This window comes from Nocardioides sp. OK12, from assembly GCF_024341885.1.
Taxonomy (GTDB): Bacteria; Actinomycetota; Actinomycetes; order Propionibacteriales; family Nocardioidaceae; genus Nocardioides; species Nocardioides marinisabuli.
In genome coordinates, this window is sequence record NZ_BNET01000001.1 from 461,378 (window position 1) to 485,540 (window position 24,163).

General features: G+C 74.3%; 25 protein-coding genes. 13 read left to right on the plus strand and 12 right to left on the minus strand.

Annotation, left to right across the window (positions count from 1 at the left end):
* Nucleotides 1-195 precede the first annotated feature (195 nt).
* The 3 genes from OCU29_RS02265 to OCU29_RS02275 form a co-directional block, all read right to left on the minus strand.
* Complete coding sequence (locus tag OCU29_RS02265; protein WP_261818640.1) at nucleotides 196-1,518, minus strand: HNH endonuclease signature motif containing protein; 1,323 nt, start codon at nucleotides 1,516-1,518, stop codon at nucleotides 196-198.
* Nucleotides 1,519-1,675: 157 nt separating this feature from the next.
* A complete protein-coding gene (locus tag OCU29_RS02270) occupies nucleotides 1,676-2,098 on the minus strand; it encodes a VOC family protein (protein WP_261818641.1) in 423 nt (140 codons plus the stop codon).
* A 446-nt stretch (nucleotides 2,099-2,544) separates the two neighbouring features.
* Nucleotides 2,545-3,978 carry a PLP-dependent aminotransferase family protein gene (locus tag OCU29_RS02275; protein WP_261818642.1) on the minus strand — a complete coding sequence of 478 codons (1,434 nt, stop codon included), beginning with the start codon at nucleotides 3,976-3,978 and terminating at the stop codon, nucleotides 2,545-2,547.
* A gap of 62 nt (nucleotides 3,979-4,040) precedes the next feature.
* Here OCU29_RS02275 and OCU29_RS02280 point away from each other — a divergent pair, with 62 nt between their 5' ends.
* On the plus strand, nucleotides 4,041-4,721 hold the full coding sequence (locus OCU29_RS02280) for a YitT family protein (protein ID WP_179615902.1): 681 nt from the start codon (nucleotides 4,041-4,043) through the stop codon (nucleotides 4,719-4,721).
* Here OCU29_RS02280 and OCU29_RS02285 read toward each other — a convergent pair.
* On the minus strand, nucleotides 4,702-5,271 hold the full coding sequence (locus tag OCU29_RS02285) for an O-methyltransferase (protein ID WP_179615903.1): 570 nt from the start codon (nucleotides 5,269-5,271) through the stop codon (nucleotides 4,702-4,704). The genes OCU29_RS02280 and OCU29_RS02285 overlap by 20 nt on opposite strands.
* A gap of 407 nt (nucleotides 5,272-5,678) precedes the next feature.
* On the opposite strand from OCU29_RS02285, the gene OCU29_RS02290 reads away from it, so the two are divergent.
* The 11 genes from OCU29_RS02290 (at nucleotide 5,679) to OCU29_RS02340 (ending at nucleotide 17,605) form a co-directional block, all read left to right on the plus strand.
* A complete protein-coding gene (locus OCU29_RS02290; RefSeq protein WP_258016917.1) occupies nucleotides 5,679-5,804 on the plus strand; it encodes a hypothetical protein in 126 nt (41 codons plus the stop codon).
* A gap of 10 nt (nucleotides 5,805-5,814) precedes the next feature.
* On the plus strand, nucleotides 5,815-6,897 hold the full coding sequence (locus OCU29_RS02295) for a 3-isopropylmalate dehydrogenase (protein WP_261818643.1): 1,083 nt from the start codon (nucleotides 5,815-5,817) through the stop codon (nucleotides 6,895-6,897).
* 35 nt (nucleotides 6,898-6,932) lie between these two features.
* On the plus strand, nucleotides 6,933-8,021 hold the full coding sequence (locus OCU29_RS02300; protein WP_261818644.1) for a branched-chain amino acid aminotransferase: 1,089 nt from the start codon (nucleotides 6,933-6,935) through the stop codon (nucleotides 8,019-8,021).
* Between the two features lie 20 nt (nucleotides 8,022-8,041).
* Complete coding sequence (locus OCU29_RS02305) at nucleotides 8,042-9,070, plus strand: iron ABC transporter permease (RefSeq protein ID WP_261818645.1); 1,029 nt, start codon at nucleotides 8,042-8,044, stop codon at nucleotides 9,068-9,070.
* On the plus strand, nucleotides 9,067-10,122 hold the full coding sequence (locus tag OCU29_RS02310; RefSeq protein ID WP_179615907.1) for an iron chelate uptake ABC transporter family permease subunit: 1,056 nt from the start codon (nucleotides 9,067-9,069) through the stop codon (nucleotides 10,120-10,122). The genes OCU29_RS02305 and OCU29_RS02310 overlap by 4 nt, the downstream gene beginning before the upstream one ends.
* Nucleotides 10,115-10,972, plus strand: a complete 858-nt coding sequence (locus tag OCU29_RS02315; RefSeq protein ID WP_261818646.1) for an ABC transporter ATP-binding protein — start codon at nucleotides 10,115-10,117, stop codon at nucleotides 10,970-10,972. Before OCU29_RS02310 ends, OCU29_RS02315 begins: the two co-directional genes overlap by 8 nt.
* A gap of 41 nt (nucleotides 10,973-11,013) precedes the next feature.
* On the plus strand, nucleotides 11,014-12,063 hold the full coding sequence (locus OCU29_RS02320; protein ID WP_261818647.1) for an iron-siderophore ABC transporter substrate-binding protein: 1,050 nt from the start codon (nucleotides 11,014-11,016) through the stop codon (nucleotides 12,061-12,063).
* Nucleotides 12,064-12,089: 26 nt separating this feature from the next.
* A complete protein-coding gene (locus tag OCU29_RS02325) occupies nucleotides 12,090-13,757 on the plus strand; it encodes a serine/threonine-protein kinase (protein ID WP_261818648.1) in 1,668 nt (555 codons plus the stop codon).
* Nucleotides 13,758-13,867: 110 nt separating this feature from the next.
* Entirely contained in the window at nucleotides 13,868-15,466 is a 1,599-nt protein-coding gene (gene cimA, locus OCU29_RS02330) for a citramalate synthase (protein WP_261818905.1), read from the plus strand.
* Nucleotides 15,467-15,640: 174 nt separating this feature from the next.
* The gene (locus tag OCU29_RS02335) at nucleotides 15,641-16,186 is read left to right on the plus strand and encodes an NADPH-dependent FMN reductase (protein WP_261818649.1); all 546 of its coding nucleotides are present in this window, start codon (nucleotides 15,641-15,643) and stop codon (nucleotides 16,184-16,186) included.
* Between the two features lie 15 nt (nucleotides 16,187-16,201).
* Nucleotides 16,202-17,605 (plus strand): amidase, encoded by a 1,404-nt coding sequence (locus OCU29_RS02340; protein ID WP_261818650.1) that lies wholly within the window; start codon nucleotides 16,202-16,204, stop codon nucleotides 17,603-17,605.
* Between the two features lie 158 nt (nucleotides 17,606-17,763).
* On the opposite strand, the gene OCU29_RS02345 is transcribed toward OCU29_RS02340, so the two are convergent.
* Genes OCU29_RS02345 through OCU29_RS02355 form a run of 3 tightly spaced genes read right to left on the minus strand, consistent with a single transcriptional unit; the run spans nucleotide 17,764 to nucleotide 19,705 of the window.
* A complete protein-coding gene (locus OCU29_RS02345) occupies nucleotides 17,764-18,378 on the minus strand; it encodes a CbiQ family ECF transporter T component (RefSeq protein ID WP_179615912.1) in 615 nt (204 codons plus the stop codon).
* Nucleotides 18,379-18,396: 18 nt separating this feature from the next.
* A complete protein-coding gene (locus OCU29_RS02350) occupies nucleotides 18,397-19,086 on the minus strand; it encodes an energy-coupling factor ABC transporter ATP-binding protein (RefSeq protein ID WP_218877130.1) in 690 nt (229 codons plus the stop codon).
* Between the two features lie 10 nt (nucleotides 19,087-19,096).
* Nucleotides 19,097-19,705 (minus strand): biotin transporter BioY, encoded by a 609-nt coding sequence (locus OCU29_RS02355; protein ID WP_261818651.1) that lies wholly within the window; start codon nucleotides 19,703-19,705, stop codon nucleotides 19,097-19,099.
* Nucleotides 19,706-19,820: 115 nt separating this feature from the next.
* Between OCU29_RS02355 and OCU29_RS02360 the strand changes: the two genes are divergently transcribed.
* Nucleotides 19,821-20,405, plus strand: a complete 585-nt coding sequence (locus OCU29_RS02360; protein ID WP_179615915.1) for a TetR/AcrR family transcriptional regulator C-terminal domain-containing protein — start codon at nucleotides 19,821-19,823, stop codon at nucleotides 20,403-20,405.
* On the opposite strand, the gene OCU29_RS02365 is transcribed toward OCU29_RS02360, so the two are convergent.
* Genes OCU29_RS02365 through OCU29_RS02385 form a run of 5 tightly spaced genes read right to left on the minus strand, consistent with a single transcriptional unit; the run spans nucleotide 20,379 to nucleotide 24,132 of the window.
* A complete protein-coding gene (locus OCU29_RS02365) occupies nucleotides 20,379-20,993 on the minus strand; it encodes a pentapeptide repeat-containing protein (protein ID WP_306799004.1) in 615 nt (204 codons plus the stop codon). The two genes, OCU29_RS02360 and OCU29_RS02365, sit on opposite strands and share 27 nt — an antisense overlap.
* Entirely contained in the window at nucleotides 20,990-21,217 is a 228-nt protein-coding gene (locus tag OCU29_RS02370; RefSeq protein WP_261818652.1) for a hypothetical protein, read from the minus strand. The genes OCU29_RS02365 and OCU29_RS02370 overlap by 4 nt, the downstream gene beginning before the upstream one ends.
* 9 nt (nucleotides 21,218-21,226) lie before the next feature.
* The gene (locus tag OCU29_RS02375) at nucleotides 21,227-22,405 is read right to left on the minus strand and encodes a SpoIIE family protein phosphatase (protein ID WP_261818653.1); all 1,179 of its coding nucleotides are present in this window, start codon (nucleotides 22,403-22,405) and stop codon (nucleotides 21,227-21,229) included.
* The gene (locus OCU29_RS02380) at nucleotides 22,402-23,217 is read right to left on the minus strand and encodes an alpha/beta fold hydrolase (protein ID WP_179615918.1); all 816 of its coding nucleotides are present in this window, start codon (nucleotides 23,215-23,217) and stop codon (nucleotides 22,402-22,404) included. The genes OCU29_RS02375 and OCU29_RS02380 overlap by 4 nt, the downstream gene beginning before the upstream one ends.
* A gap of 9 nt (nucleotides 23,218-23,226) precedes the next feature.
* Nucleotides 23,227-24,132: a 3-methyladenine DNA glycosylase gene (locus tag OCU29_RS02385; protein ID WP_261818654.1), complete on the minus strand. Its 906-nt coding sequence runs from the start codon at nucleotides 24,130-24,132 to the stop codon at nucleotides 23,227-23,229.
* Nucleotides 24,133-24,163 lie beyond the last annotated feature (31 nt).

Sequence of the window (24,163 nt, forward strand, 5' to 3'; positions counted from 1 at the left end):
TTAGCCGCGACCCGGCTGGTTCGAACGAGCCGGGTCGGCGCGTGGGTGTCGTGGCGGTCGCGGTCGCGACCGCCGACCTCGACGCGGTGCTCGCCGCAGATGCCGTCCTTGCCGTCCTGTCCGAGCACGTGGCGGTGGTCGGCCCGGTCCGCCACCAGAGCGTGTTCCTCCACCATTCGAGCGCGACCCGATGGGTCAGCGCGGAGGCGTGGCTGGCGAGCCTGGATCGAGCTCGAGGGTGCCTTGGCGGGTGACGGCGTAGGTGTGTCCGTGCTGGTCGTGCCAGAGGTAGTCGCCGTGGTGGGTGCGGTGGTAGGTCCAGTGGCCGTGGGTCTTGTTGCGGTGGTGGTGCCTGCACAGGGGTGCCAGGTTGGCTGGGTGGGTCTGGCCGGGTGGTCCGCCTTCGTCCATGGGGATGTAGGCGGTGATGTGGTCGAGGTCGCAGCGGGTGGCGGGGGTGTCGCAGAAGGGGTGCACGCAGTGGGTGTCGCGGCGGGTGACCAGGTCGCGCATCCACCGGGGCGGGTCGTGGGCGTCGATGGCGTCGGTGCGGGCCATGTCGAGGACCGGCAGCACGGTGACCGAGGCCCCGGTGAGCCAGTCGCGGATCGTGGCGAGGGTGGCGGGGCCCAGCCCGAGCACCCGTCCGACCTGGGCGCTGTGGCCGGTGAGGTCGTCGGTGGTGAGGTCGATGGCCAGTCGTACCCGGGGGCGGGGTGCGCCGAGGCCGTCGAGGACCTCGGCCAGGGCCTGGATCTGGCGTACGCCGAGGTCGCGGTCGCTGTGGAGGTTGCCGTCGGGGTTTGGGGGTGGGGCGGTGGTGTCGGTGATCAGGTCGTGCAGGCGCTGCAGGGTGGGGGTGTCACCGGTGATCGCGAGCCAGGACGTGCCAGCCCACTGGCGGCCCTCACCGGCGCGGTGGTGGCGCAGCGTGATGCCCCACTCGTGGACCCGGGCGTGCTCCTCGGCGTCGGTGAGGGTCTCGGGGTCGTACAGGGCGGCCGCCTCGGCGACCGCGCGGTCGATGCGGGTGGGGCCCACGGAGTCCACGAGGGGTGCCAGGACCGCATCGACGTGCGCGGCGGCCTCGACCGAGAGGCCCTGGGTGGCCTTCGCGACCCGACGCGCGCGCCACAGCGCGACGTCGAGGGACTCCACCCGGGCGTGGATCCTGGGCAGGCGGTGCCGCAGCTCGAGCGCCTCGCCCATCAGCGAGGTGGTCGCGGCCGGTGACATCCGCATCACCGCCGCCAACGGCTCGGCGGTGAACTCCGCCACCGCCGGGACCCCCTCGCCACCGATCCAGGCATCGCAGTCCCAGACCCGGTCCTGCTCGCCCCACGAGAGCCGCTGGGAGTCGTCGATGGCGGGGTGCAGGTCGCACCAGCGCAGCACCAGCCGCAACCGGCGGCGCTCGGCGCGACGTACCTCGACCTCGGCCTCGCGGGCCACCTCGAGCAGCCGGTCAGCGTCGAGGTCGTCGACCTCGGGAAGCTGCTCGTGGCTGGGCTGGTTCATGACCCGATTTTACTCGAACGTGCGTTCGAAGGCAATGGTTCGTCCACACCTGCGTCAGTGCCCTGGAGCCCCGGTGAGCACCGCAGAGCGGTCGGCTCCCCGGTCAGGAGCCGGAGTGCGACGCGTTGCTCCGGAGCCCGTGTGCGGCCCGAACCGGTCAGTCCTCTGTGGCGACGAGCAGGCAGAACGGGTGACCGGCCGAATCGGCCAGCACGTAGAGCGGTTCGGTGTCGTCGTGGGTCCGGTCGAGGAGCAGCCGGGCGCCCAGGGCCTCGGCGCGCCGGCGGTGAAGTTCGAGGGTCACGCGGTCGGCGACGCCGAAGTCGAGGTGCATCTGCATGGGTACGCGAGGGACCGGCCAGGTCGTCGCGGCGAGCTCCTCGACCTCCTGGACCGCGAGCACCCGTCCGCCCTGGTCGTCGACCAGCACGAGCCAGTCCGCCTCGTCCTCGTCCCCGTCGGGCGGAGGCTCGTCACCGGGGCGGTAGGTCAGGCCGAGCAATCGGCGGTAGAACTCGGCCAGTCCGCGGGCGTCCGTGGCGTCGATCGCGGTGTGCAGCAGCCGGGGGTGGTCGCTCATGGGTGCTCCTCGAGGATCGGAACGGGTGTCGGGTGGTCGGACGGCCGGCTTCTCGGCTCCTCACGCTGGTGCCCCTCATTCTTGGTCGACCAGCGAAGGCCGGGGCTCGAGCGCCTGTCGAGACCGTGTACCCAGCGTGCGACGTACGGCGTACGGCGGGCGCGGTGCTCGCGGGGTCTCGGCGACGCTCCTCGCTGGCGCTCGTCGCTGCTCGACCAGCGGAGGGTGGGGTTGCGGCGGGTGCGGTGCTCGCGGGGTCTCGGCGACGCTCCTCGCTGGCGCTCGTCGCTGCTCGACCAACGGAGGGTGGGGTTGCGGGGGTGCGGTGCTCGCGGGGTCTCGGCGACGCTCCTCGCTGGCGCTCGTCGCTGCTCGACCAACGGAGGGTGGGGTCTCGGCGACGCTCCTCGCTGGCGCTCGTCGCTGCTCGACCGACGGAGGGTGGGTCAGGCGACCATGACCCGGGTCCCGCGGCGGACCCGCCTGACGGGGGCGTCGCGGACCTCGGCCCAGGCGAGGGCGAGCCGCTCGACGGCGAGGGTGAGCTCGTCGGGGCGGCGGGTCCAGGGGATGCGGACGAAGCGGTCGAGGCCGCCCTCGGCGGCGAAGACCGGGCCGGGGGCGACGATGACGCCGTGCTGCTCGGCGGCGGCGGCGAGGGCGCTGCCGCGGGCCGAGGGCAGCTCGACCCACAGCGCCAGCCCGCCGCCCGGCACGTGGAAGCGCCACTCGGGCAGGTGCTGGGCGAGGTTGGCGACCAGCCGGTCGCGCTGCTCGCGCAGCTGCTCGCGGTGGCCCGGCAGCACCGAGCCGTGCTCCAGGAGCCGTGCGAGGGTCAGCTGCTCGAGCACCGGCGCGCCCAGGTCGAGCGCCAGACGCGCCTCCTGCAGCGTCTCGACGCAGTCGTGCGGGGCGCGGATCCACCCCAGCCGCAGCCCACCCCAGAAGCTCTTGCTGGCGCTGCCGATGGTGATGGTGGCGGGGGAGTGGGCGGCGAACGGTGCCGGCATCTGCTGCCCGTCGAGCGCCAGTGCCTGGTGCGCCTCGTCGACCACCGCGCGAGTGCCGGCGGCGCGCAGGTGGGCGGCGTACGCCGCGCGCTGCTCCTCGCCCATCACGTGGCCGGTCGGGTTCTGGAAGTCGGGTACCAGGTAGGCCAGTCGTGGCCGGGCGTCGCGCAGCGTGGCGCCGACCGCGTCGAGGTCCCACCCCTCCGGGTCGACCGCGGAGGGGACCAGCCGGGCACCGGCGTTGCGCAGCGCCTGGGTGGCGTTGGGGTAGACCGGCGACTCGACGAGCACCCGGTCGCCCCGCCCGGCGAAGGCCTGCGCCACCACCGCGGCCGCGGCCAGGGCCCCCGGCGTGACCAGCACCTGGTCGGGGTCGGTGGGCAGCCCCCGGGCGTCGTACGACGCTGCGATGCGCTGCTGGAGCCGGGGCAGCCCGGCCGGGAAGTAGCCGTGGCCGCCGAGGTGGGCCGGCAGGTCGCCGATCGCCTCGGTGTAGGCCTGCATCAGCCCCGCGGGCGCGGCCGCCGCAGCGCAGTTGAGGTCGATCGCGTCGCGGTCGTCGAGACCGGGCAGCAGTGCGCGGTCGTGCGAGCGGGCGCGGCCGCCGGGCACCCGCGTGAAGGTCCCCGACCCCTGCCGCGACACGGCGTACCCGCTCTCGCGCAGCAGCGCGTAGGCCCGGGTCACCGTCGTGCGGGAGACCCCCAGGGCCTCGGTGAGCTCGCGCTCGCTGGGCAGCCGCACGTCGTAGCCGATGCGGCCGTCGCCCACCAGCAGGGTCAGCGCGTCGGCGAGCCCGACGTAGGCGGGGGAGCGGTCGAAGGGGCCGACGAGACCGGCGACCCGCGCGGCCGACACGGAGGTGACCATGCAGACCACTGTCGCACGATTGGCTATTTCGCGACAGGCCAATCGCGCGCCACCCTGGACCCATGCTCCTCGCCGACCTCGGACCCATCGCCCAGCTCCGCGCTGGCCGCCTGGGTCGCCGCCTGCCCCAGCTCTACGTCGGCCTGTGGCTGTACGGCGTCTCGCTGGCCATGATGGTGCGCGCCGACCTCGGCGCCGCCCCGTGGGACGTGCTGCACCTCGGCATCGCCCGCTACGTGCCGCTGAGCCTGGGCGAGGTGCTGATCGTGGTCAGCCTGCTGGTGCTGCTGCTGTGGATCCCGCTGCGCGAGGTGCCGGGCCTGGGCACGATCTCCAACGCGCTGGTCATCGGCATCGCCGCCGACGCGACGCTCGCGGTGCTGGAGCGGCCCGACGAGATGTGGCTGCGGATCGTGCTCATGGTCGTGGGGGTGCTCGGCAACGGCGCCGCGACCGCCTTCTACATCGGCGCCCAGCTCGGCCGCGGGCCGCGCGACGGGCTGATGACCGGGCTGCACCGGCGCACCGGCGTCTCCCTGCGCGTGGTGCGCACCGGGCTCGAGGTCACCGTGGTCGCGATCGGCCTGCTGCTCGGCGGGGTCGCCGGCATCGGCACCGTGCTCTACGCCCTGAGCATCGGCCCGGTCACCCAGGCCCTGCTGCCCGCGCTGACCGTGCGGCTGCCGGCCCCGGTGGACCCGCCCGAGGTCGACCCGGTGACGACTACCGCTTCGTCGCGATGATCGTGGAGGCGTCGGAGGCGACCATCACCTCGACAGCGGTGAAGCGCGGGTCGGTGAGCCACTGCTCGCGCAGCACGTCGACGCGGCCGTAGGTCACCGGCGGCCACTGCTCGCAGGGCGTGAAGTCGTCGAGCACCACGACGCCGCCGTCGGCGACCAGGTCGGCGATCGCGTCGACCCCGACCTCGCCGGGCTGGCCCGAGTCGAGGAACAGCAGCGAGAAGGGGCCCTTGTCGAGCAGGGTCGACCAGTCGGCGGCCAGCACCTCCACCAGCGGGTCGTCCTCGAAGATCTCGCCGGCCGCCCGGGCCAGGCGCGGGTCGAGCTCGGCGGTGACGATGCGGGCGTCCTGCCCGCGCACCCCGCTGCGCAGCCAGGCCGTGCCGACCCCGCAGCCGGTGCCGAACTCGGCCATCGTGCCCTCGCGCGTGGCGGCCAGCGTCGCCAGCAGCCGACCGGTCTCGTTGCGGCAGAACGACACGTAGCCGGCGCGGCGCGAGACCTCGAAGGCCCGGCGTACGACGTCGGGCAGCTCGGGTGGGGCACTCATGGCGTGGAGTCTGTCATCTCGAGACGCCCGTCCCGGATGATGGACACATTCCGGAAAGCGGTAGCCGGTGTCCGCACTGCGTGCCTACGATGTGTCCATCATGCGGAGCATTTTCGTACTTATCGAGTGCCGCGGCGAGGCCCAGCAGCGATAGCTGCCAGTGAGGCCACCTCGCCGCGGTGTTCGGCGTTGCTCTCGGTCTCACGGCACATCTGAAGATGTCTCCGCGGCGGGTCCACCTTCGCTAGCACGCGTGATCCGCTCCTCTCGAGGTCTCCACCTCCCATGCGATCCATGGGTCGTCCGTCCCCACCGCGGGGTCATCTCCGGCCGTGGCGTGAGCCATCCCCGGAGCACCACCGCAGGACCGCACGACACCCATCGACCACCCGAGAAGGAGACGCACCATGTACGACATGTACCCCGAGTGGGGCCCGGCAGCGCACAACCCCGAGAACCCCCGCAGCCGCGAGGCCGTCCAGGTCTCGCTCGACCTGCGGGACAACGGCGGCCAGCGCCCCGACGACAACTAGCGTTCGGCCCATGACCTCCACTCCTGCCGCCACCGGTCCCGTCACGCTCGCCGTCATCCCCGGCGACGGCATCGGGCAGGAGGTGACCGCCGAGGCCCTCAAGGTCCTCGAGGTCGCCTCACCGGCGGGAGTCACCTTCGAGCAGACCCGCTACGACCTCGGCGCGGAGCGCTACCTCGCGACCGGCGAGGTGCTGCCCGACACCGTGCTCGGCGAGATCCGCGAGCACGACGCCATCCTGCTCGGCGCGGTCGGCGGCAAGCCGAACGACCCGAACCTGCCCCCGGGCATCCTCGAGCGCGGGCTGCTGCTGCGGCTGCGCTTCGAGCTCGACCACTACGTCAACCTGCGCCCCTCGCGGATCTTCCCCGGCGTCACCTCGCCGCTGAGCCGCGACGTGCTCGGCGACGACGAGGTCGACTTCGTCGTGGTGCGCGAGGGCACCGAGGGCCCCTACACCGGCAACGGCGGCGCGCTGCGCGTCGGCACCCCGGCCGAGGTCGCCACCGAGGTCTCGGTCAACACGGCGTACGGCGTGGAGCGGGTCGTGCGCGACGCCTTCGCCCGCGCCGAGAAGCGCCCCCGCAAGAAGCTGACCCTGGTCCACAAGACCAACGTGCTCGTGCACGCCGGCGCGGTGTGGTGGCGGCTGACCCAGCAGGTCGCCGCCGAGCACCCCGACGTCACCGTCGACTACATGCACATCGACGCGGCGATGATCCACATGACCACCAACCCGCAGCGCTTCGACGTGATCGTCACCGACAACCTCTTCGGCGACATCATCACCGACCTGGCCGGCGCCATCAGCGGCGGCATCGGGCTCGCGGCCTCGGGCAACATCAACCCCGACCGCACCGCGCCGTCGATGTTCGAGCCGGTGCACGGCTCGGCGCCCGACATCGCCGGCCAGCAGGTCGCCGACCCCACCGCCGCGATCCTCTCCACCGCGCTGCTGCTGGACCACCTCGGCCACCCCGAGGCCGCGGCCCGCATCGAGGACGCCGTGCTGGCCGACCTCGCCGAGCGCGGCACGGCCCGGCGTCGTACGCCCGAGGTGGGCGACGCCGTCGCCAAGCGCGTGGCGGGCTGAGCACCACGTCGAGAGAGGGCGGTAGTTTGATGCCCATGGAGATCAGCGTCACCCGCAACCCCGCGCCCGTCCCCGACGACCGGCTGGCCGAGATCCTGGCCAACCCCGGGTTCGGGACCCACTTCACCGACCACATGTTCACGGTGGAGTGGACCCCCGAGAAGGGCTGGCACGACGCGCGGATCACGCCGTACGGGCCGCTGACCCTCGACCCGGCCACCGCGGTGCTGCACTACGCGCAGGAGACCTTCGAGGGGATGAAGGCCTACCGCCACGAGGACGGCTCGGTGTGGGCGTTCCGGCCCGAGCAGAACGCCGAGCGGATGGCGCGCTCGAGCCACCGCCTGGCGCTGCCGGTGCTGGAGACCGAGGACTTCCTGGCCGCGGTGCGCGCGCTGGTCGAGGTCGACGAGCGCTGGGTGCCCGACCAGGGCGGCGAGAAGAGCCTCTACCTGCGCCCCTTCATGTTCGCCTCGGAGAAGTTCCTCGGCGTGCGCCCGGCCCAGCACGTGACCTTCATGGTCATCGCGAGCCCGGCGGGTGCCTACTTCAAGGGCGGGCTGAAGCCGGTGAGTCTGTGGCTCACCGAGGAGTACACCCGCGCCGGTCGCGGCGGCATGGGCGCGGCCAAGACGGGCGGCAACTACGCCTCGTCGCTGGTCGCCCAGCAGGAGGCCACCGCGCACGGCTGCGACCAGGTGGTCTTCCTCGACGCGCAGGAGATGCGCTACGTCGAGGAGCTCGGCGGCATGAACATGTACTTCCTGCACGACGACGGCACCATCGTGACCCCCGCGACCGGCACGATCCTCGAGGGCATCACCCGCGCCTCGATCATCGAGCTGGCCGCCAAGCTCGGCCACCGCGTCGAGGAGCGCCGGTTCTCGGTCGAGGAGTGGCGCGAGGGCGTGGAGTCGGGCCGGATCCGCGAGATCTTCGCCTGCGGCACCGCCGCCGTGGTCACGCCGGTCGGCACGCTCAAGCACGCCGGAGGAGAGGTGGCCGCGCCCGCGGACACCGGTCCCGCCGGGGGCGAGCTGACCCAGCGCATCCGCCAGGCGCTCGTCGACATCCAGTTCGGCCGCGCCGAGGACTCCTTCGGGTGGATGCACCGCATCGTGTGAGGTGAGGCTACCCTAACTGGGTGATCTCGACCCTGGACGCGCCGTCGCGCCCTGCCTCGCGGCACCTCGTGACGGTGCTGGGGCTGCTCGTGCTCCTGGTGGTCGCGCTGGCCGCCAGCCTCGCGCTGGGTGCGCGCGACGTCTCGCCGGCCCAGGTCTGGGCCGCGCTGGTCGACCCGGTGGCCGGCGACAACGACCACCTGGTGGTGCGCGACCTGCGGGTGCCGCGCACCCTCGTCGGGCTGGTGGGCGGCGCCGCGCTCGGCGTCGCCGGCGCCCTGATGCAGGGCGTGACCCGCAACCCCATCGCCGACCCCGGGCTCCTCGGGCTCAACTCGGGGGCCTCGCTGGCGGTGCTGGTGGCCATCTCGGGCCTCGGCGTCACCTCGGCCTCGGGCTACCTGTGGTTCGCCTTCGCCGGAGCCGCGCTGGCCGCCGTCGTGGTCTACGGCGCGGCCTCCCTGGGCTTCGAGGGGGTCACGCCGGTCAAGCTGGCCCTGGTCGGCGCGGCGTTCACCGCGACGTCGACCTCGCTGATCACCGTGCTGCTGCTCGCCGACACCCAGGCCCTCGACGACTACCGCTTCTGGCAGGTCGGGTCGCTGGCCAACCGGCCCCTCGACGTGCTGCTCACCGTGCTGCCCTTCGTCCTGGTCGGCCTCGCGCTCGCGCTCGCCGCGGGCCGGGTGCTCAACGCCCTCGCGCTCGGCGACGACGTCGCGCGCGGCCTGGGCCAGGACGTCGCCCGCGGCCGGCTGCTGGTGGTGCTGGCGGTGGTGCTGCTGTGCGGGTCGGCCGTCTCCATGGTGGGGCCCATCGCGTTCGTGGGCTTGGCCGTGCCGCACCTGGCCCGCGCGCTGGTCGGCCCCGACCACCGCTGGATCGTGGTGCTCTCGGCCCTGCTGGGCCCGGTGCTGCTGATCGCCGCCGACGTCGTGGGCCGGCTCGTGGTGCGCCCCGGTGAGCTCGAGGCCGGGCTGGTCGTGGCGCTGGTGGGCGCGCCGGTCCTGCTGCTGATCGTGCGTCGCTCGCGGGCGGTGGCCGCATGAGCGCCGCCGTCGCCGAGCGCACCGAGGTCGCCACCGCCGGGCTGCGCGCCGTACGGCGCCGTCGCCGCGCGCGGCGCGCGGGCGTGCTGGTGGTGCTGGCGGCCCTGGTGCTGGCGTCGTCGGTGGCGGCGCTGGTGCTGGGCGACTTCCCGCTCTCGGTCGGGCAGGTCCTGGGTGCGCTGGTGGGCGCCGAGGACCCCTCGGCGCGCTTCATCGTCGTCGAGCTGCGCCTGCCGCGGCTGCTGCTGGGCCTCCTCGTGGGCCTCGCCTTCGGCCTGGCCGGGGCGCTGTTCCAGTCGGTGCTGCGCAACCCGCTGGCCAGCCCCGACATCATCGGCATCTCGCAGGGCGCCAGCGCGGGCGCCGTCGCGGCGCTGCTGCTCGGCGGGCTGGGCGGGGCCGCGGTCTCGGCGTCGGCGCTGGCCGGTGGTGCGCTGGTCGGTGTGCTGCTGTACGCCGTCGCGTGGCGGGGCGGCATGACCGGTCACCGCTTCGTGCTCTCGGGCATCGGTGTGGCCTACGTCTGCGCGGCGGTGGTCGGCTACCTGCTGACGCGCAGCGAGGTGAACCAGGCCCAGGTGGCGCTGCGCTGGATGGCCGGCAGCCTGGCCCAGGCCGAGTGGTCGCTGGTGCAGGTGCTGGCCGGGGCGCTGGCGGTGCTGGTGCCGATGGTGGCCCTGGTCGCGCGGCGCCTCGACCTGCTGCTGCTCGGCGACGACCAGGCCGGGAGCCTGGGCCTGCGGCCCGAGGCGGTGCGCGCCTGCGTCATCGCGCTCGGCGTCGCGCTGGCTTGCGCGGCGACCGCGGCGGCCGGGCCGGTGGCGTTCGTGGCCTTCGTGGCCGCACCGGTCGCCCGCCGGCTGCTGCGCGACGGCAGCCTGGCGCTGGTGGAGTCGGCGCTGGTCGGCGTGGTCCTGGTGGTGGGCGCCGACCTGGTCGCCCAGCACCTGCTGCCCGGCGACCTGTCCGTGCCCGTCGGGGTCGTCACCGGCGCGGTCGGCGGGCCCTACCTGATCTGGCTGATGGCGACCGGAGGAACCCGACGTGAGTGAGGAGCAGCGGATGGAGGCAGCGGCAGCGCCGCCCCGGCTGGTGGCGCGCGGCGTGCACCTGGCCTACGACCAGCGCCGGGTGGTGCACGGCGTCGACCTCGCGGTCCCGACCGGGCGGGTCACGGTGATCGTCGGCGCCAACGGTTGCGGCAAGTCGACCCTGCTGCGCGGCCTGGGCCGGATCCTGCGCCCGGTGGAGGGCGTCGTCGAGCTCGACGGGCACGACCTGCACCGGATGCGCGCCCGCGAGGTCGCCTCGGTGCTGGGGCTGCTGCCCCAGCAGCCGGTCGCCCCCGAGGGCATCAGCGTCGGCGACCTGGTCGGGCGGGGGCGGCACCCCCACCAGGGCGCCTTCGGGCGCTGGAGCGCCGACGACGCCGACGCGGTGGCGCGGGCGCTGGCCCTGACCGACACCCACGACCTGGCCGCCCGCCGGGTCGAGGAGCTCTCCGGAGGGCAGCGCCAGCGGGTGTGGGTCGCGATGATGCTCGCCCAGGACCCGCACGTCCTGCTGCTCGACGAGCCCACGACGTACCTCGACATCGCCCACCAGGTCGACGTCCTGGACCTGCTCGCCGACCTCAACGAGGAGCGCGGCACCACCGTGGTGATGGTGCTGCACGACCTGAACCTGGCCGCGCGCTACGCCGACCACCTGGTGGTGATGGCGGCCGGCCGGGTTGTGCGCGAGGGGCCGCCGGCCGAGGTGCTCGACGAGGACTGCGTGCGCGAGGCGTTCGGCCTCGTGGCCCGCGTGGTCGCCGACCCGGTGACCGGCTGCCCGATGGTGGTCCCGGCGGGGGCGCGGGAGCGGCGAGGTCTGGCATGCAGTAAGGTTAGCCTCACCTAACCATCGACCGGCTCGGCCGGTCCCGCACGTGAGGAGTGGACGTGTCGTCCCTTCCCCGACGGACCACCCGGTCCCGCCTGTCCGGTCTCGCCCTTCCGCTCGTGGCGGGACTGCTGGTCCTGCCCCTGGCCGCCTGCGGCAGCGACGACGCTGCTGAGGAGACCCGGTCCGACGACGCCGCCGGTGCCGAGGACTTCGAGCCGGTCATCGTCGAGCACGCCTTCGGTGCCACCGAGGTCACCGAGCGCCCCGAGCGCGTCGTCACCTGGGGCTGGGGCACTCCCGACGCCGTGCTGGCCCTGGGCGTGGTGCCCGTGGCCATGGAGAAGCTCAGCTACGGCGCCTCCGAGGAGGGGTTCATGCCCTGGCAGGAGGAGGCCTTCGAGGAGCTCGACGCCGGGCAGCCCACCGCGCTGACGCCCGGCGAGGCGCCGCCGTTCGAGGAGATCGCCGCCGCGGCCCCCGACGTGATCCTGGCCAGCTACTCCGGCATCACCGAGGCCGACTACGACAAGCTCACCCAGATCGCCCCGACCGTGGCCTACCCCGACCAGCCGTGGTCGACGCCGTGGCGCGAGGTCATCACCACCGTCGGCGACGTGCTGGGCCAGGACGACGAGGCCGAGCAGGTGCTCGCCGACATCGACGCCGACGTGGCCGCCGCGGCTGAGGCGCACCCCGAGTTCGAGGGCACCAGCATCGCTGCGGTCGCCATCGACCCGGGCGCCTTCTACGTCTACAGCGACGCCGACCCGCGCGTGCAGTTCCTCGAGGACCTCGGCTTCACCGTCGCGCCGAGCGTCGACGAGCTCGACACGGGCGAGAGCACCTTCTACTACACGCTCAGCACCGAGAACGTCGACCGGCTCGAGTCCGACGTGCTGCTGTCCTACGCCGCCACGCAGGAGCGGGCCGACGAGATCGCCGAGGACCCGACGTACCAGACCATGGAGCAGTTCCAGGAGGGCCACGTGGCCACCGTCGCGGGCGAGGCCGTCGTCTCCTCCGTCTCGCCGCCGACCGCGCTGTCGCTGACCTACAGCCTCGACACGTTCGTCGACGCCCTGGCCGGTGCCGTCTCCACCGACTGAGGGTCCGGGGTCGGTAGCCTCGTGAGGTGAGCACCTCGCCGGGCAGTGACGCCCTCGCCACCGTCGGCGGCTACACGCTGCTGACCAAGATCGGCGAGGGCGGCATGGGCGTGGTGCACCTGGCCCGCCGCCCCGGCGGCGACCGGGTGGCCCTCAAGGTGCTGCGGCCCCAGGTCGTCGGCGGCGACGAGGCCCGCCTGCGCCTCGAGCGCGAGGTCGCCTCGCTGTCGCGGGTGCGCAGCCGGTGGGTCGCCGAGGTGCTCGACGCCGACCCGTGGGGCGACGTGCCGTACGTCGCCACCCGCTACGTGCCCGGGCTCTCGCTGCACGACCACGTCGTCGAGGAGGGCCCGCTCACGGGCCGCGACCTCGTCTGGTTCGCCGGGTGCCTGGCCGAGGGGCTGGCCTCGGTCCACGAGGTCGGGGTGCTGCACCGCGACGTCAAGCCCTCCAACGTGCTGATGGAGGGGCGCACCCCGATCCTCATCGACTTCGGCCTGGCCCGGGTCGCCGACGACCCCCGCCTCACCCACACCGGGTGGCTCATCGGCACCCCGGGCTACCTGGCCCCCGAGATCCTCTACGGCGACGACGCCAGCACCGCCTCCGACGTGCACTCGTGGGCGGCCACGGTCGCCTACGCCGGCACCGGCCGGGCCCCCTTCGGGCGGGGGCCGTCGATGGCGGTGATGGACCGGGTGCGCCGCGGCGAGCACGACCTCGACGGGCTGCGCGGCGACCTGCACGACGTCGTCGAGGCCGCCCTCGACCCCGACCCGCAGCGCCGGCCGAGCCTGGGGGAGATCCTCGACTGGCTGCGCCCGCAGTCGACCCAGGTGCACCGGCGCCCGGTGCCCGGGCCGCTGCCCGAGGCCGTCGAGACCGCGCCGATGCGCGCCGCCGCGTGGCCCGAGGAGGCCACGCGCGTCGAGCGCGAGCCGGATCCCGACGACACCTGGGTCGAGGACCGGCCCGCGGAGGACTGGCCCGACGAGGACTGGCCCGACGAGGGCCCGCACACCATGCTCCTGCCCTGGGACGACCAGCCCCCGGCCCCGCGGGTGCCGGCGGGGGAGCGGCTGCGGCGCGGCCTGCTCACCCTGGGGGTCGGCGCCGCGGTCGCGGTGGGCGTCGCGGCCGTGCCCTACGCCGGGCTCGCGACGGTGCTGGTGGTCGTCTGGCTGCTGCGCAGCGGGTCCCTGGCCGGCAGCCGCGTCGGCGAGCGCCGGGCCCTGCGCGGCCGGCGCTGGTACGACGCCCCGGTCGTGCTGGTGCGCGCGCCGTGGGACCTGCTGCGCTCCATCCCCTCCACGCTCGTGCTCCAGCTGTGGGCCCTCGGCCTCGCCGCGGCGGCCGGGCTGCTGTGCTACGCGGTCGCCGCCGGCCCCACCACGACGCTGCTGGCCGGGGCGGGCACGCTGGTGCTGGGGCTGTGGTGGGGCCCGGGCGGCTCGCGGGTGCGCTCGCCGCTGGGTCGCGTGGTGCGGCCGCTCTCGGCCGCCCCCGGGCGCTGGGTCGCGGCGCTGCTGCTGGTCGCGGCGGGCGCCGGGGCGGCGGCGTACACGCTGGAGACGCGGGGGCCCTGGTGGGTGCCGGCGCAGGACCAGCCGATCGGATCGCGAGACGCCGCGCCGACCGGCGTGGTCGGTGGCACACTCGAGCACGTGCAGCACCACGCCTCCATCATTCGCTAGCGCGCCGGGACCACCCCGACGCGCCAACCTCTCGTCCGCGGGAGGTTTTTTTGTTGGAGCAGCACCCCGACCAGCACCCCGACCAGCACCCGAGCAGCGGAGCAGCAGCGATGGACCTCCACGGCGCCTTCCACGTCTACGACACGACCCTGCGCGACGGCGCCCAGCAGGAGGGGCTCAACCTCAGCGTCGCCGACAAGCTGGCCATCGCGCGCCAGCTCGACGGTCTCGGCGTGGGCTACATCGAGGGCGGCTGGCCGGGTGCGAACCCCAAGGACACCGAGTTCTTCCGCCGCGCCGCCACCGAGCTCGACCTCACCCACGCCCGGCTCGCGGCCTTCGGGGCGACGCGTCGCGCCGGCGCCCGGGCCGCCGACGACCCGCAGGTGGCGGCGCTGCGCGACAGCGGCGCCGGCGTGGTGACGCTGGTGGCCAAGTCGCACGACCGCCACGTCGAGCTCGCGCTGCGCACCACCCTGGAGGAGAACCTCGCGATGGTGCGCGACACCGTCGCCCACCTGCGGGCCGAGGGCCAACAGGTCTTCCTCGACGCCGAGCACTTCTTCGACGGCTACCGCGCCAACCGCGACTACGCCCTCGAGGTGCTGCGCACCGCCTTCGAGGCCGGCGCCGAGGTCGCGGCGCTGTGCGACACCAACGGCGGGATGCTGCCGCCGCGGGTCTCCGAGGTGGTCCACGACGTCGTCGAGACCACCGGCGGGCGCATCGGCATCCACTGCCACAACGACACCGGCTGCGCGGTGGCCAACTCGCTGGCCGCCGTCGACGCCGGGGCCACCCACGTGCAGGGCACCGTCAACGGCTACGGCGAGCGCACCGGCAACGCCGACCTCGTCACGGTGGTGGCCAACCTCGAGCTCAAGCTGGAGCGCCCGGTGCTGCCGCCGGGGCTGCTGCGCGAGGCCACGCGCATCGCCCACGCCGTCGCCGAGGTCACCAACATCGCGCCGTCGGCGCGCCAGCCCTACGTCGGCACCTCCGCCTTCGCCCACAAGGCCGGGCTGCACGCCAGCGCGATCAAGGTCGACCCCGACCTCTACCAGCACATGGACCCCCTCGGCGTCGGCAACGACATGAGGCTGCTGGTCTCCGACATGGCCGGGCGCGCCTCCATCGAGCTCAAGGGCCGCGAGCTGGGCTTCGACCTGTCGGGCGACACCCCCGAGGCCAAGGCGCTGCTGACCCGCATCACCGAGCGGGTCAAGGTGCTCGAGGGACGCGGCTACACCTTCGAGGCCGCCGACGCCTCCTTCGAGCTGCTGCTGGTCGAGGAGGTCGAGGGCGAGCGACCGTCGTACGTCGACGTGGAGTCGTGGCGCGTCATCACCGAGACCCAGCCCGGCCCCGGCGAGGAGGCGCTCTCGGAGGCCACGGTCAAGCTGCGCGCCCAGGGGGTGCGCTACGTCGTGGCCGGCGAGGGCAACGGCCCGGTCAACGCGCTCGACCACGCCCTGCGCTCCGCGATCGGCCAGGCCTACCCGGAGGTCGCCAGGCTCGAGCTGGTCGACTACAAGGTGCGCATCCTCGACCAGGGCCACGGCACCGACGCGATCACCCGCGTGCTCATCGAGACCGCCGACGGCGAGGGCTCGTGGGTCACCGTCGGGGTGGGCCACAACGTCGTGCAGGCCTCCTGGGAGGCCCTGCTCGACGCCGTCACCTTCGGCCTGCGCCGCCACCACCGCTGAGGACGGCCGGCAGTCACTTGTGAACCATCGACCGGTCACTTTCGGCCGCTCGACGGTTCGCAACTGACGGCTGGACGGTTCATAAGTGACCGCTCGGCGGCCGGGGTGAGGCAGGTCACTGCCGACGGGGAGGGGTGCGGGAATGCCCAGCACGCCTAGGAGGTTGAAGGTTGTATGACTTCTACTCGTGTCGCCGTGCTCGTCGGCAGCCTCCGTGCCGACTCCCTCAACCGTCGCATCGCCGAGGGCCTCGTGGCCAACGCCGCCGACCGCGTCGAGCTCGAGATCGTCACCGGGCTCGACGAGCTGCCCTTCTACAACGAGGACGTCGACGGGGACACCCCGCCCGCCGGTGCCGTGCGCCTGCGGGAGACCGTCGCCGCCGCCGACCGCGTCCTGGTCGTCACCCCCGAGTACAACGGCACCATGCCCGCGGTCCTCAACAACGCCATCGACTGGCTCTCGCGTCCCTACGGTGCGGGCGCCCTGGTCGGCAAGCCCGTCGGTGTCATCGGCGCCACCCCGACACCGTACGGCGGCAAGTGGGCGCACGCCGACGTCGTCCGCTCGGCCGGCGTCGCCGGGGCCACCGTCGTCGAGGACGTCACCGTCTCGCAGTCGGCCCTCGAGGTCGACCCGCTGACCGACCCCGAGGTGCAGGAGAAGCTGGCCGCCGCCGTGCGCACGCTGGTCGACTTCACCCCGGCCGTCGCGGCCTGAGCCTAGGGTCGTGGTGTGAGTGACCTCCACGACCTGACCGCGCTCGAGCTGGGGGCGCTCGTCCGCACCGGCGAGACGTCCCCGCTCGGGCTGGCCGAGCACTACCTCGACCGCGTCGAGCGCCTCGACGACGTCGGCGCCTTCGTGCACCGCACCGCCGAGCAGGCTCGCGAGCGGGCTGCCGCCCTCGGCGCCGTGCCCCCCGAGGGTGCCGGACCGCTGTGGGGGGTGCCCACGGCCGTCAAGGACCTCAACCTGACCGCCGGGGTCCGCACCGCCTTCGGCTCCGCGGCCTACGACGACTTCGTGCCCGAGGTCTCCGACGGCGTCGTGCTCTCCCTCGAGGAGGCCGGGCTGGTCAGCCTCGGCAAGACCGCGACCCCCGAGTTCGGCTCGCCCTGCTACACCGAGCCCGAGGGGCACCCGCCGGCGGTGACGCCCTGGGACCGCACCCGGATGGCCGGCGGCTCCTCCGGGGGCGCCGCGGCCGCCGTGGCCGCCGGGCTGGTGCCGCTGGCCCAGGGCTCCGACGGGGGCGGCTCGATCCGGATCCCCGCCTCCTGCTGCGGTCTCGTCGGCCTCAAGCCCGCACGCGGACGCATCAGCGGCTTCCCCATGTACGGCGACCCGATGGGGCTGGCCACTGCCGGCCCGATCGCACGCACCGTGCGTGACGCCGCCGCCCTCCTCGACGTGCTGGCCGGCCCCCGCACCGGTGACCCGAGCTGGGCCCCGGAGCCCGGCACGTCCTTCCTCGACGCCTGCGACCGCGAGCCCGGCCGGCTGCGGATCGCCCGGTTCGCCGAGCCCGTGATCGCCGACGTCGACGTGGACCCCGAGTGCCTGACCGCCTGGGACGACGCCTCCCGGCTGCTGGAGCGGCTGGGCCACGAGGTGGTCGACGTGCCGGTGCCGATGAGCCGCGACGCCGTGCCCGTCTTCCACACCTGCTGGGCGGTGCTCACGGCCATGTCGAGCGCGCCCGAGGGGCGTGAGCACCTGCTGCGACCGCTCACCCGGTGGCTCAGCGAGCGTGGCCGCGCCGTGAGCGGCCCCGAGCTCGGCCTGGCCATCGGGGCGATGCGCCGCCACGCGGCCGAGGCGGTGCGCGCGCTGGCGGCGTACGACGCCGTGCTGACGCCGACCCTGGCCGCGCCGCCGCTGCCGGTCGGGGCGCTGCGCGACGACGCCGACCCCGCTGCCGACTTCGAGGCCCAGAAGCGCTTCACCCCCTGGACCTCGGCCTGGAACGTCACCGGCATGCCCGCCATCAGCCTGCCCCTGCACTGGACCCCCGACGGTCTGCCCGTCGGTGTCATGCTCGCCGGCCGGCCCGCCGGCGAGGCCGGGCTGCTGGCCCTGGCCGCCCAGGTCGAGCAGGCCGCGCCCTGGCACCACCGGAGGCCGCCGGGCTGGTGAGGCCCTCGGGGTCGTGGCCCGGGTCGTGGTTTGAGTCGTGGCCTGGGTCGTGGCTCGGGTCGTGGCCCGTGGCCGCGGCATGGCGCGTCCTCAGGCACGCGACCCGGACCACGACCCGGACCACGACCCGGACCACGAGTGGGCGTGGGGACGCGGGCTCAGTCGTCGCCGAGGCCGCGGGCGTGCAGGGCGTCGCCGGTCTCGTGGGCCCGGGCCACGACCCGCACCACGAACGGGGTGACGTAGGCGCGGGGGTGCCCACCCAGTCCGCGGGCCCGCGCCGCGTCGCGGGTCTCGAGCGCGAGGCCGACCGTGCCCGGCAGCGCCCCGATGGCCATCGAGAAGGTCAGGGCCACCCGCTCGGGGTCGACCCCAACCCGTCGAAGTGGGCCGACCCACCGCACGATCGCGTCGAGCATGGCGTTGACCGACGTGGTCGCGCTGACCACGATCGCGCCCAGCGCCAGCGCCAGCAGGTCGACCAGCGTCTCCACCGCCTTCGCCGGCCCGTCGATCCACCACTGGAACGCCGAGACGACCACCGCCAGCACCAGGACCAGCCGGGCCGCACGCAGCAGGGTGGCCAGGTCGGTGCGGGCCACCAGTGCGGCGAGCAGCGCCAGGCCCAGCCACACCCACGAGGCCGGCATCGAGCGCACCAGCACCACCGAGAGGCTGAAGAGCGCCAGCGCGCCCAGCTTCGCGCCGACCGGCAGCCGGTGCACCAGCGTGTCGCCGGGCCGGTACGCCGCGACCGTCACGGCGCTGCTCATCGGGGGCTCATCGGGGGCTCATCCCAGCACGCTCGCCTCGTACGCCGCCACGGCGGCCTCGGGCTCGCCGTCGTGCACGACCCGGGCGTCCTCGACCACCAGCACCCGGTCGCAGCGCCGGGCCAGGGCGAGGTCGTGGGTGACCAGCACCAGCTGCTGGTCCAGGCCCAGCAGGAGGTCGCCCACCCGACGGGTGTTGGCCAGGTCGAGCAGGGTGGTCGGCTCGTCGGCGACCAGCACGTCGGGGTCGGTGGCCAGCACCCCGGCCAGCGCCAGCAGCTGCCGCTGGCCCCCGGAGAGGCTGTGCACCGAGACGTCGGCCTTCTCGGCCAGCCCGTAGCGCTCCAGCACCGCGAGCGCGAGGTCGCGCCGCCGTCCGGCGCTGCGCTCGTGCCGGCGCAGCGAGAGCTCGACGTCCTCCACGCAGGTCGGCATCACCAGCTGTGCCGAGGGGTCGGTGAAGCTGAAGGCGACCTTGCGGCGCACGGCGGCGCCCTGCCTGCGCACGTCGAGCCCGTCGACGCGCACCGCGCCGGTGGTGGGGGCGACGAGGCCGTTGAGCATCCGGGCCAGCGTCGACTTGCCCGACCCGTTGGCCCCGACGACGGCGACGCGCCGCTCGGTGAGGGTGAGCGTGGTGGGCTCGAGCAGCACCCGGTCGCCGTCCGGGGTCGCGACGGCGACCCCGGCGGCGTCGAGCTCGATCAGTGGCACGCGCTCAGCGACGCGCGCGCAGCAGCTGGGGGAAGGCGCGGTGCACCTCGGCGGCGACGAGCGCCACCAGGGTGGTCTTGAGCAGGTCGCCGGCCCAGTAGAGGACGTCGATCTTGAGTGCCTCGACCAGCGAGATGTCGAGGTAGAAGGCCAGCCCGGCGATGCCGGCGGGGTGGATCACGAGCACCGAGGCGGCCAGCGAGCAGACGAAGACGATCGCCGCGCGGGACTTGCCGCGCTCGCCGGCGGCGTACTTGACCAGCAGGCCGCCGACCAGCGCGGCGACCGGGAAGGACCACAGGTAGCCGGCGCTGGCGCCGGTCATCGCGCCCAGGCCCGAGGCGTGCTGGGCGAAGACCGGCAGGCCCACCGCACCCAGGGCCAGGTAGAGCGCGACGGCCAGGAAGCCGCGGGTGGGCCCGAGCAGCACGCCCGCCAGCATCACGCCGGCGGTCTGCAGGGTGATCGGCACACCGGCGCCGCCGACCGGGATCCCGCCGATGTAGGCGAAGGCGGAGATGAGGGCCGCGAACGAGGCGACGAGCGCCAGGTCGGTCGGGGTCATCCGCCGGCGGCGGTCCTCGGTGGGGGCCTGCTGGGTGCGGTCGGTCATCGCCATGGTGGGCCTTCGGGTGCGGGGGTGGAGGACGTGGCCTCCTGAACGGCGTTCAGGTTAGGCTGGCTGCGAGATCGCGGTCAATGCCGCGCCCCGACCCCGCAGGAGTGATGTGCGCCACCACCGCGACGACGTCGTGCGCCACGCGCTCGGCGTGCTCGACACCTACGGGCTCGCCGACCTGACCATGCGACGGCTCGCCGGCGACCTCGACGTCCGCCCGAGCGCGCTCTACCACCACTTCCGCGACAAGCAGTCGCTGCTGGCCGCCGTGGCCGACGAGGTGCTGCGGCGCGGCGCCCGGCCGGTGAGCGCGACCGCGTGGGACGAGCAGGTCGTCGAGATCTGCTCAGGGCTGCGCGACGCGCTGCTGGCCTACCGCGACGGCGCCGAGCTGGTCTCCACGGTCATCGCCTTCGGGCTGGGCGCCTCCCAGCCGTACGACGACCTGGTCGCCGCGCTGGCCCCGGCGCGCCTGGGCGAGGACCTGGCCGCGACGGCCGCCCGCACCCTCCTGCACCTCGTGCTCGGGCACACCCTCGACGAGCAGACCCACCTCCAGGCCGGCAGCGCCGGGGCGATCGGCGACGGACCGCGCCCACGCTCGGACTTCGCGGCCGGGCTGGGGCTGGTCGTCGACGGCATCCGGCTGCGTGCCGCCACGGGCACCTCAGACCGGCTCGACCAGCGCGCCTGACTGCTCGGCCAGCACCACCGCGCCCGCCACGTCGAGCCGTGCCCCGCGCAGCGCCGCCCCGGCGAGGTCGGCGCCCTCGAGCCGGGCGCCGCGCAGGTCGGCCTCGAGCAGCGAGGCGGCGCGCAGCGTCGCGCCCCGCAGGTCGCAGTCGCGCAGCACGGCGCCGGCCAGGTCGGCCCCGGCCAGGTCGGCCTCGCGCAGGTCGAGACCGGTCAGGTCGAGCCCGACCAGCCGGGCGCCCGCGAGGCCCACGCCGCGCCACTGCCCGCCCAGCACGCTCATCGGGCGCACCGTGCACCGCTCCAGCACCGACCCGGTCAGCTTGCACCCCTCGAGGGTCGCCGAGAAGAACGAGCAGCCGCGCAGGGTGCAGGCCACGAAGGCGCTCTCGGTGTGCGTCGAGGCGTTGAAGCGGCAGGACTCGAAGGTGCAGCCGGTGAAGACCGCGCCCCGGCTGGTGGCCTCGGTGAGGTCGACGTCGCGGAAGGTGCAGTCGGTGAAGCGCGCGTCGGCGAGGTCGGCGGCGTACCAGTCCGCGCCGGTGAATGTGCGGCCGTCCTCGATGCGCCCGGCGAGGTCGCTGCTCAGCGCGACCGACGCTCCCGCTTGTTCAGCAGGCCGTGCCCGCGGGAGAACCCGTAGGCCGCGCCCCGGCTCGCGGAGCCGTGGCCGAGGAGGTCGGAGTCGGTGCCGGGCCGCTCGGGGCTGCCCAGCCCGCGCTGCTGACGGCGCGAGAGCAGCAGGTCCACGCCCAGCACCGCCAGCGCGAGCACGGCGACGACGACGACCACCACGATGCCGAAGGTCCCCATGCGAGGACCCTAGTGCGTCGGGACCCCGAGGGCGAGCAGGGCGATGTCGTCGCGGGCCACACCGTTCTGGAAGGCCAGCACCTGGCTCAGCACGTTGTCGACCACCTCCGCGCTCGAGCCCGTCGGCCCGGAGTCGACCATGTCCAGCAGCCGCTCGTCACCGAAGAAGCCCGACGGGCCGGAGGCCTCGGTCACGCCGTCGGTGTAGAGCAGCATCGTGTCGCCGGGGCCCAGGAAGATCTCGCGGTCGGTGTAGACGGCGTCGTCGATCACCCCGAGGAGCGGGCCGAGCAGGTCGATCTGGCGGGCGCGGTCGTCGGCGCGCAGCAGCAGGGGAGCGGGGTGCCCGGCCACGCCGATCTCCGCGCGCCACCCGCCCTCGCGGCGCCGCAGCCGCACCAGCACCGCGGTGCAGAAGCGGTCGCTGCTGTGTTGGAGCAGGGTCTCGTTGACCTGCTCGAGCAGCAGGCACGGCCGGCGGGTCGCGACGGCGAGCGCGCGCACGGTGTAGCGCACCAGGGCGGTCACCACCGCGGCCTCGGGGCCCTTGCCGCGCACGTCGCCGAGCACCACCATCCAGTCGTCCTGGCCCAGGCTGAAGACGTCGTAGAAGTCGCCGCCGACCTCGGTGCCGTCGCCGGCCGGTCGGTACGCCGCCGCGACGTCGAGGTCCGGCACGGCCGGCGGCGTGGGCGGGATCAGCGTCTCCTGCAGGGTGCGGGCCAGGGTGCGCGCCCGCGCCTCGGAGGTCTCGGCCCGTTCCTTGGCGCTGAGCAGCTCACGCTCGTAGCGGCGCCGCTCGGTGGCGACCAGCACCGCGATCCGGGTGGTGCTCGGCGTCCCGTCGGGGTAGCGGGTCATCCGGGCGTTGAGCAGCACCGGCATCCGGGTGCCGTCGTGGCGGCGCAGGTCGACGGCGATCTCGTTGACCTCGTCGTGCATGTGCAGGAGCGGGGAGAGGTGGGTCTCGTGGTAGAGCCGGCCGCCCGGCGTGAGCAGGTCGACCAGCGACATCGAGACCAGCGCGTCGGTGCTGATGCCCAGCCACTCGGCCAGGGTCGAGTTGGCGTGCACGATCCGCCCGTCGGGCGTGGTGGTCAGGTAGCCGCAGGGGGCCTGCTCGAACGAGGTGTCCGCCACGTCGTGGGCCGGCGGCCACGACGAGCGGGGGGCATGGTCGTCGCTCACGCCGGCACGACGTCGAGGTCGTCGAGGAACGAGGCGATCGCCCGGGTCGTGGCCTCCGGGGCGCTGAGGTTGGGGCAGTGGCCGGTCGCCTCGAGCATCACGAGCCGTCCGTCGGGCACCTGCTCGGCGACGTACTCGCCCACCGCGACGGGCGCGATGACGTCGTCGGTGCACTGCAGCACCAGCGTCGGGACGCCGATGCGCGGCAGCAGGTCGCGGCTGTCGGAGCGGAAGGTGGCGGTCGCGAAGCGGCGGGCCACGGCGGGGTCCATCCGGCAGAAGCTCTCGGTGAGCTCCTCGCCCAGCTCGGGCCGCTCGGAGTTGCCCATGATCGCCGGGGCCATCGCCGAGGACCAGCCGAGGTAGTTGCCGGCCAGCGAGTCGAGCAGCTCGTCGACGTCCTCCTCCCCGAACCCGCCGGTGTAGCCGGGCTCGTCGATGTAGCGGGGCGAGGGGGCCACCATCACCAGGCCCGCCACGCGCTCGGGCTCCTCGAGCTGGGTCATCGCCACCAGCATCGCCGAGACCGAGTGGCCCACGAGCACCGCGCCGTGCAGGTCGAGCTCGCGCACCACCGCGGTGATGTCGGCGGCGTAGCCCTCCAGCTCGGAGTACCGCTCGCTGTCGTAGCCGGACAGGTCGCCGCCCCCGGCGCCGATGAGGTCCATCAGCACGACGCGGTGGGAGTCCTCGAAGGCCGGCGCCACGTAGCGCCACATGTGCTGGTCGCAGCCGAAGCCGTGCACCAGCACCAGGGGAGGCGCGTCGTGGCGCCCGGTCACCGACACGTGGTGTCGAGTCAAGGCACTCATGGGGCGAGCCTAGCCGTGCGCACCGGTGTCCGCAGCGGTCCGTACCAGGTATTCGCACGCGGCCAGCAGGCGCGCGCGCAGCGGGGCCGCGCGCTCGGCGAAGTCGTCTTGCGCAGCGGCGTACTCGCGCTTGCCCTCCGCGGTCTCGATGCGCACCGGGGTGAAGGGCCGCCCGTCGACCTCGAGGCCGCTGAGGTCGTACGGCGCAGCCCTCATGTCGAGCACCCGGATCTCGCGGGCCAGCTCGAAGCAGTCGGCGACCAGGTCGGAGGAGACCATCGGGCTGAGCCGGAAGGCGTGCTTGTAGAGGTCCATCCCGGCGTGCAGGCAGCCCGGCTGCTCGAAGTCGGCCCGGTCGTCGACGGCGGGGGAGAGGGTGTTGAGGGGGCGGGCGGGCTCGGTGAAGAACCGGAACGCGTCGAAGTGGCTGCAGGCGATGCGGTGCGACTCCACCACCGTGTCGGTGCCCTCCGGGCCCAGGCGCAGCGGCCAGTCGGAGTGCCGGGTCTCGTCGTCGGCCAGGCGGTAGACCATCGCCCACTCGTGCAGCCCGAAGCAGCCGAGCTGCGCCGGGCGCGAGGCGGTGGCGCGCAGCAGCCGCCGGGTGGCCTCCAGCAGGGGGCGCTGCCGCGCGACGTGCTCGGTGGTCACGCCGAGGACCCCTGCCCCGCCGTCGACGCTGCCGTAGCCCTTGAGGCCGTCGTACTCGGGTGCGTCGGCGAGCCCGGTGCCGTGCCCGGGGTGCCAGCGGCGCAGCTGGGCCGGGCGCTGGGAGTAGTAGGTGAACAGGAAGTCGTGCACCGGGTGCTTGACCCGGGCCCCGCGACGCTCCAGGTGCGGGGTCACCCAGGCATCGACGCGCGCCGCGTGTGACGCGGCCCGCGCCTGCCACTCCTCGCGCTCGAGCACCTCCACGGGCACCAACCGTAGGTCGCTAGGGTCGGGG

What these genes read in the sequence shown, in the direction of transcription:
- OCU29_RS02265 (WP_261818640.1), bottom strand. Translation starts at nt 1,518, where the DNA reads ATGAACCAGCCCAGCCACGAGCAGCTTCCCGAGGTCGACGACCTCGAC.
- OCU29_RS02270 (WP_261818641.1), bottom strand. Translation starts at nt 2,098, where the DNA reads ATGAGCGACCACCCCCGGCTGCTGCACACCGCGATCGACGCCACGGAC.
- OCU29_RS02275 (WP_261818642.1), bottom strand. Translation starts at nt 3,978, where the DNA reads ATGGTCACCTCCGTGTCGGCCGCGCGGGTCGCCGGTCTCGTCGGCCCC.
- OCU29_RS02280 (WP_179615902.1), top strand. Translation starts at nt 4,041, where the DNA reads ATGCTCCTCGCCGACCTCGGACCCATCGCCCAGCTCCGCGCTGGCCGC.
- OCU29_RS02285 (WP_179615903.1), bottom strand. Translation starts at nt 5,271, where the DNA reads ATGAGTGCCCCACCCGAGCTGCCCGACGTCGTACGCCGGGCCTTCGAG.
- OCU29_RS02290 (WP_258016917.1), top strand. Translation starts at nt 5,679, where the DNA reads ATGTACGACATGTACCCCGAGTGGGGCCCGGCAGCGCACAACCCCGAG.
- OCU29_RS02295 (WP_261818643.1), top strand. Translation starts at nt 5,815, where the DNA reads ATGACCTCCACTCCTGCCGCCACCGGTCCCGTCACGCTCGCCGTCATC.
- OCU29_RS02300 (WP_261818644.1), top strand. Translation starts at nt 6,933, where the DNA reads ATGGAGATCAGCGTCACCCGCAACCCCGCGCCCGTCCCCGACGACCGG.
- OCU29_RS02310 (WP_179615907.1), top strand. Translation starts at nt 9,067, where the DNA reads ATGAGCGCCGCCGTCGCCGAGCGCACCGAGGTCGCCACCGCCGGGCTG.
- cimA (WP_261818905.1), top strand. Translation starts at nt 13,868, where the DNA reads ATGGACCTCCACGGCGCCTTCCACGTCTACGACACGACCCTGCGCGAC.
- OCU29_RS02335 (WP_261818649.1), top strand. Translation starts at nt 15,641, where the DNA reads ATGACTTCTACTCGTGTCGCCGTGCTCGTCGGCAGCCTCCGTGCCGAC.
- OCU29_RS02345 (WP_179615912.1), bottom strand. Translation starts at nt 18,378, where the DNA reads ATGAGCAGCGCCGTGACGGTCGCGGCGTACCGGCCCGGCGACACGCTG.
- OCU29_RS02355 (WP_261818651.1), bottom strand. Translation starts at nt 19,705, where the DNA reads ATGACCGACCGCACCCAGCAGGCCCCCACCGAGGACCGCCGCCGGCGG.
- OCU29_RS02370 (WP_261818652.1), bottom strand. Translation starts at nt 21,217, where the DNA reads ATGGGGACCTTCGGCATCGTGGTGGTCGTCGTCGTCGCCGTGCTCGCG.
- OCU29_RS02380 (WP_179615918.1), bottom strand. Translation starts at nt 23,217, where the DNA reads ATGAGTGCCTTGACTCGACACCACGTGTCGGTGACCGGGCGCCACGAC.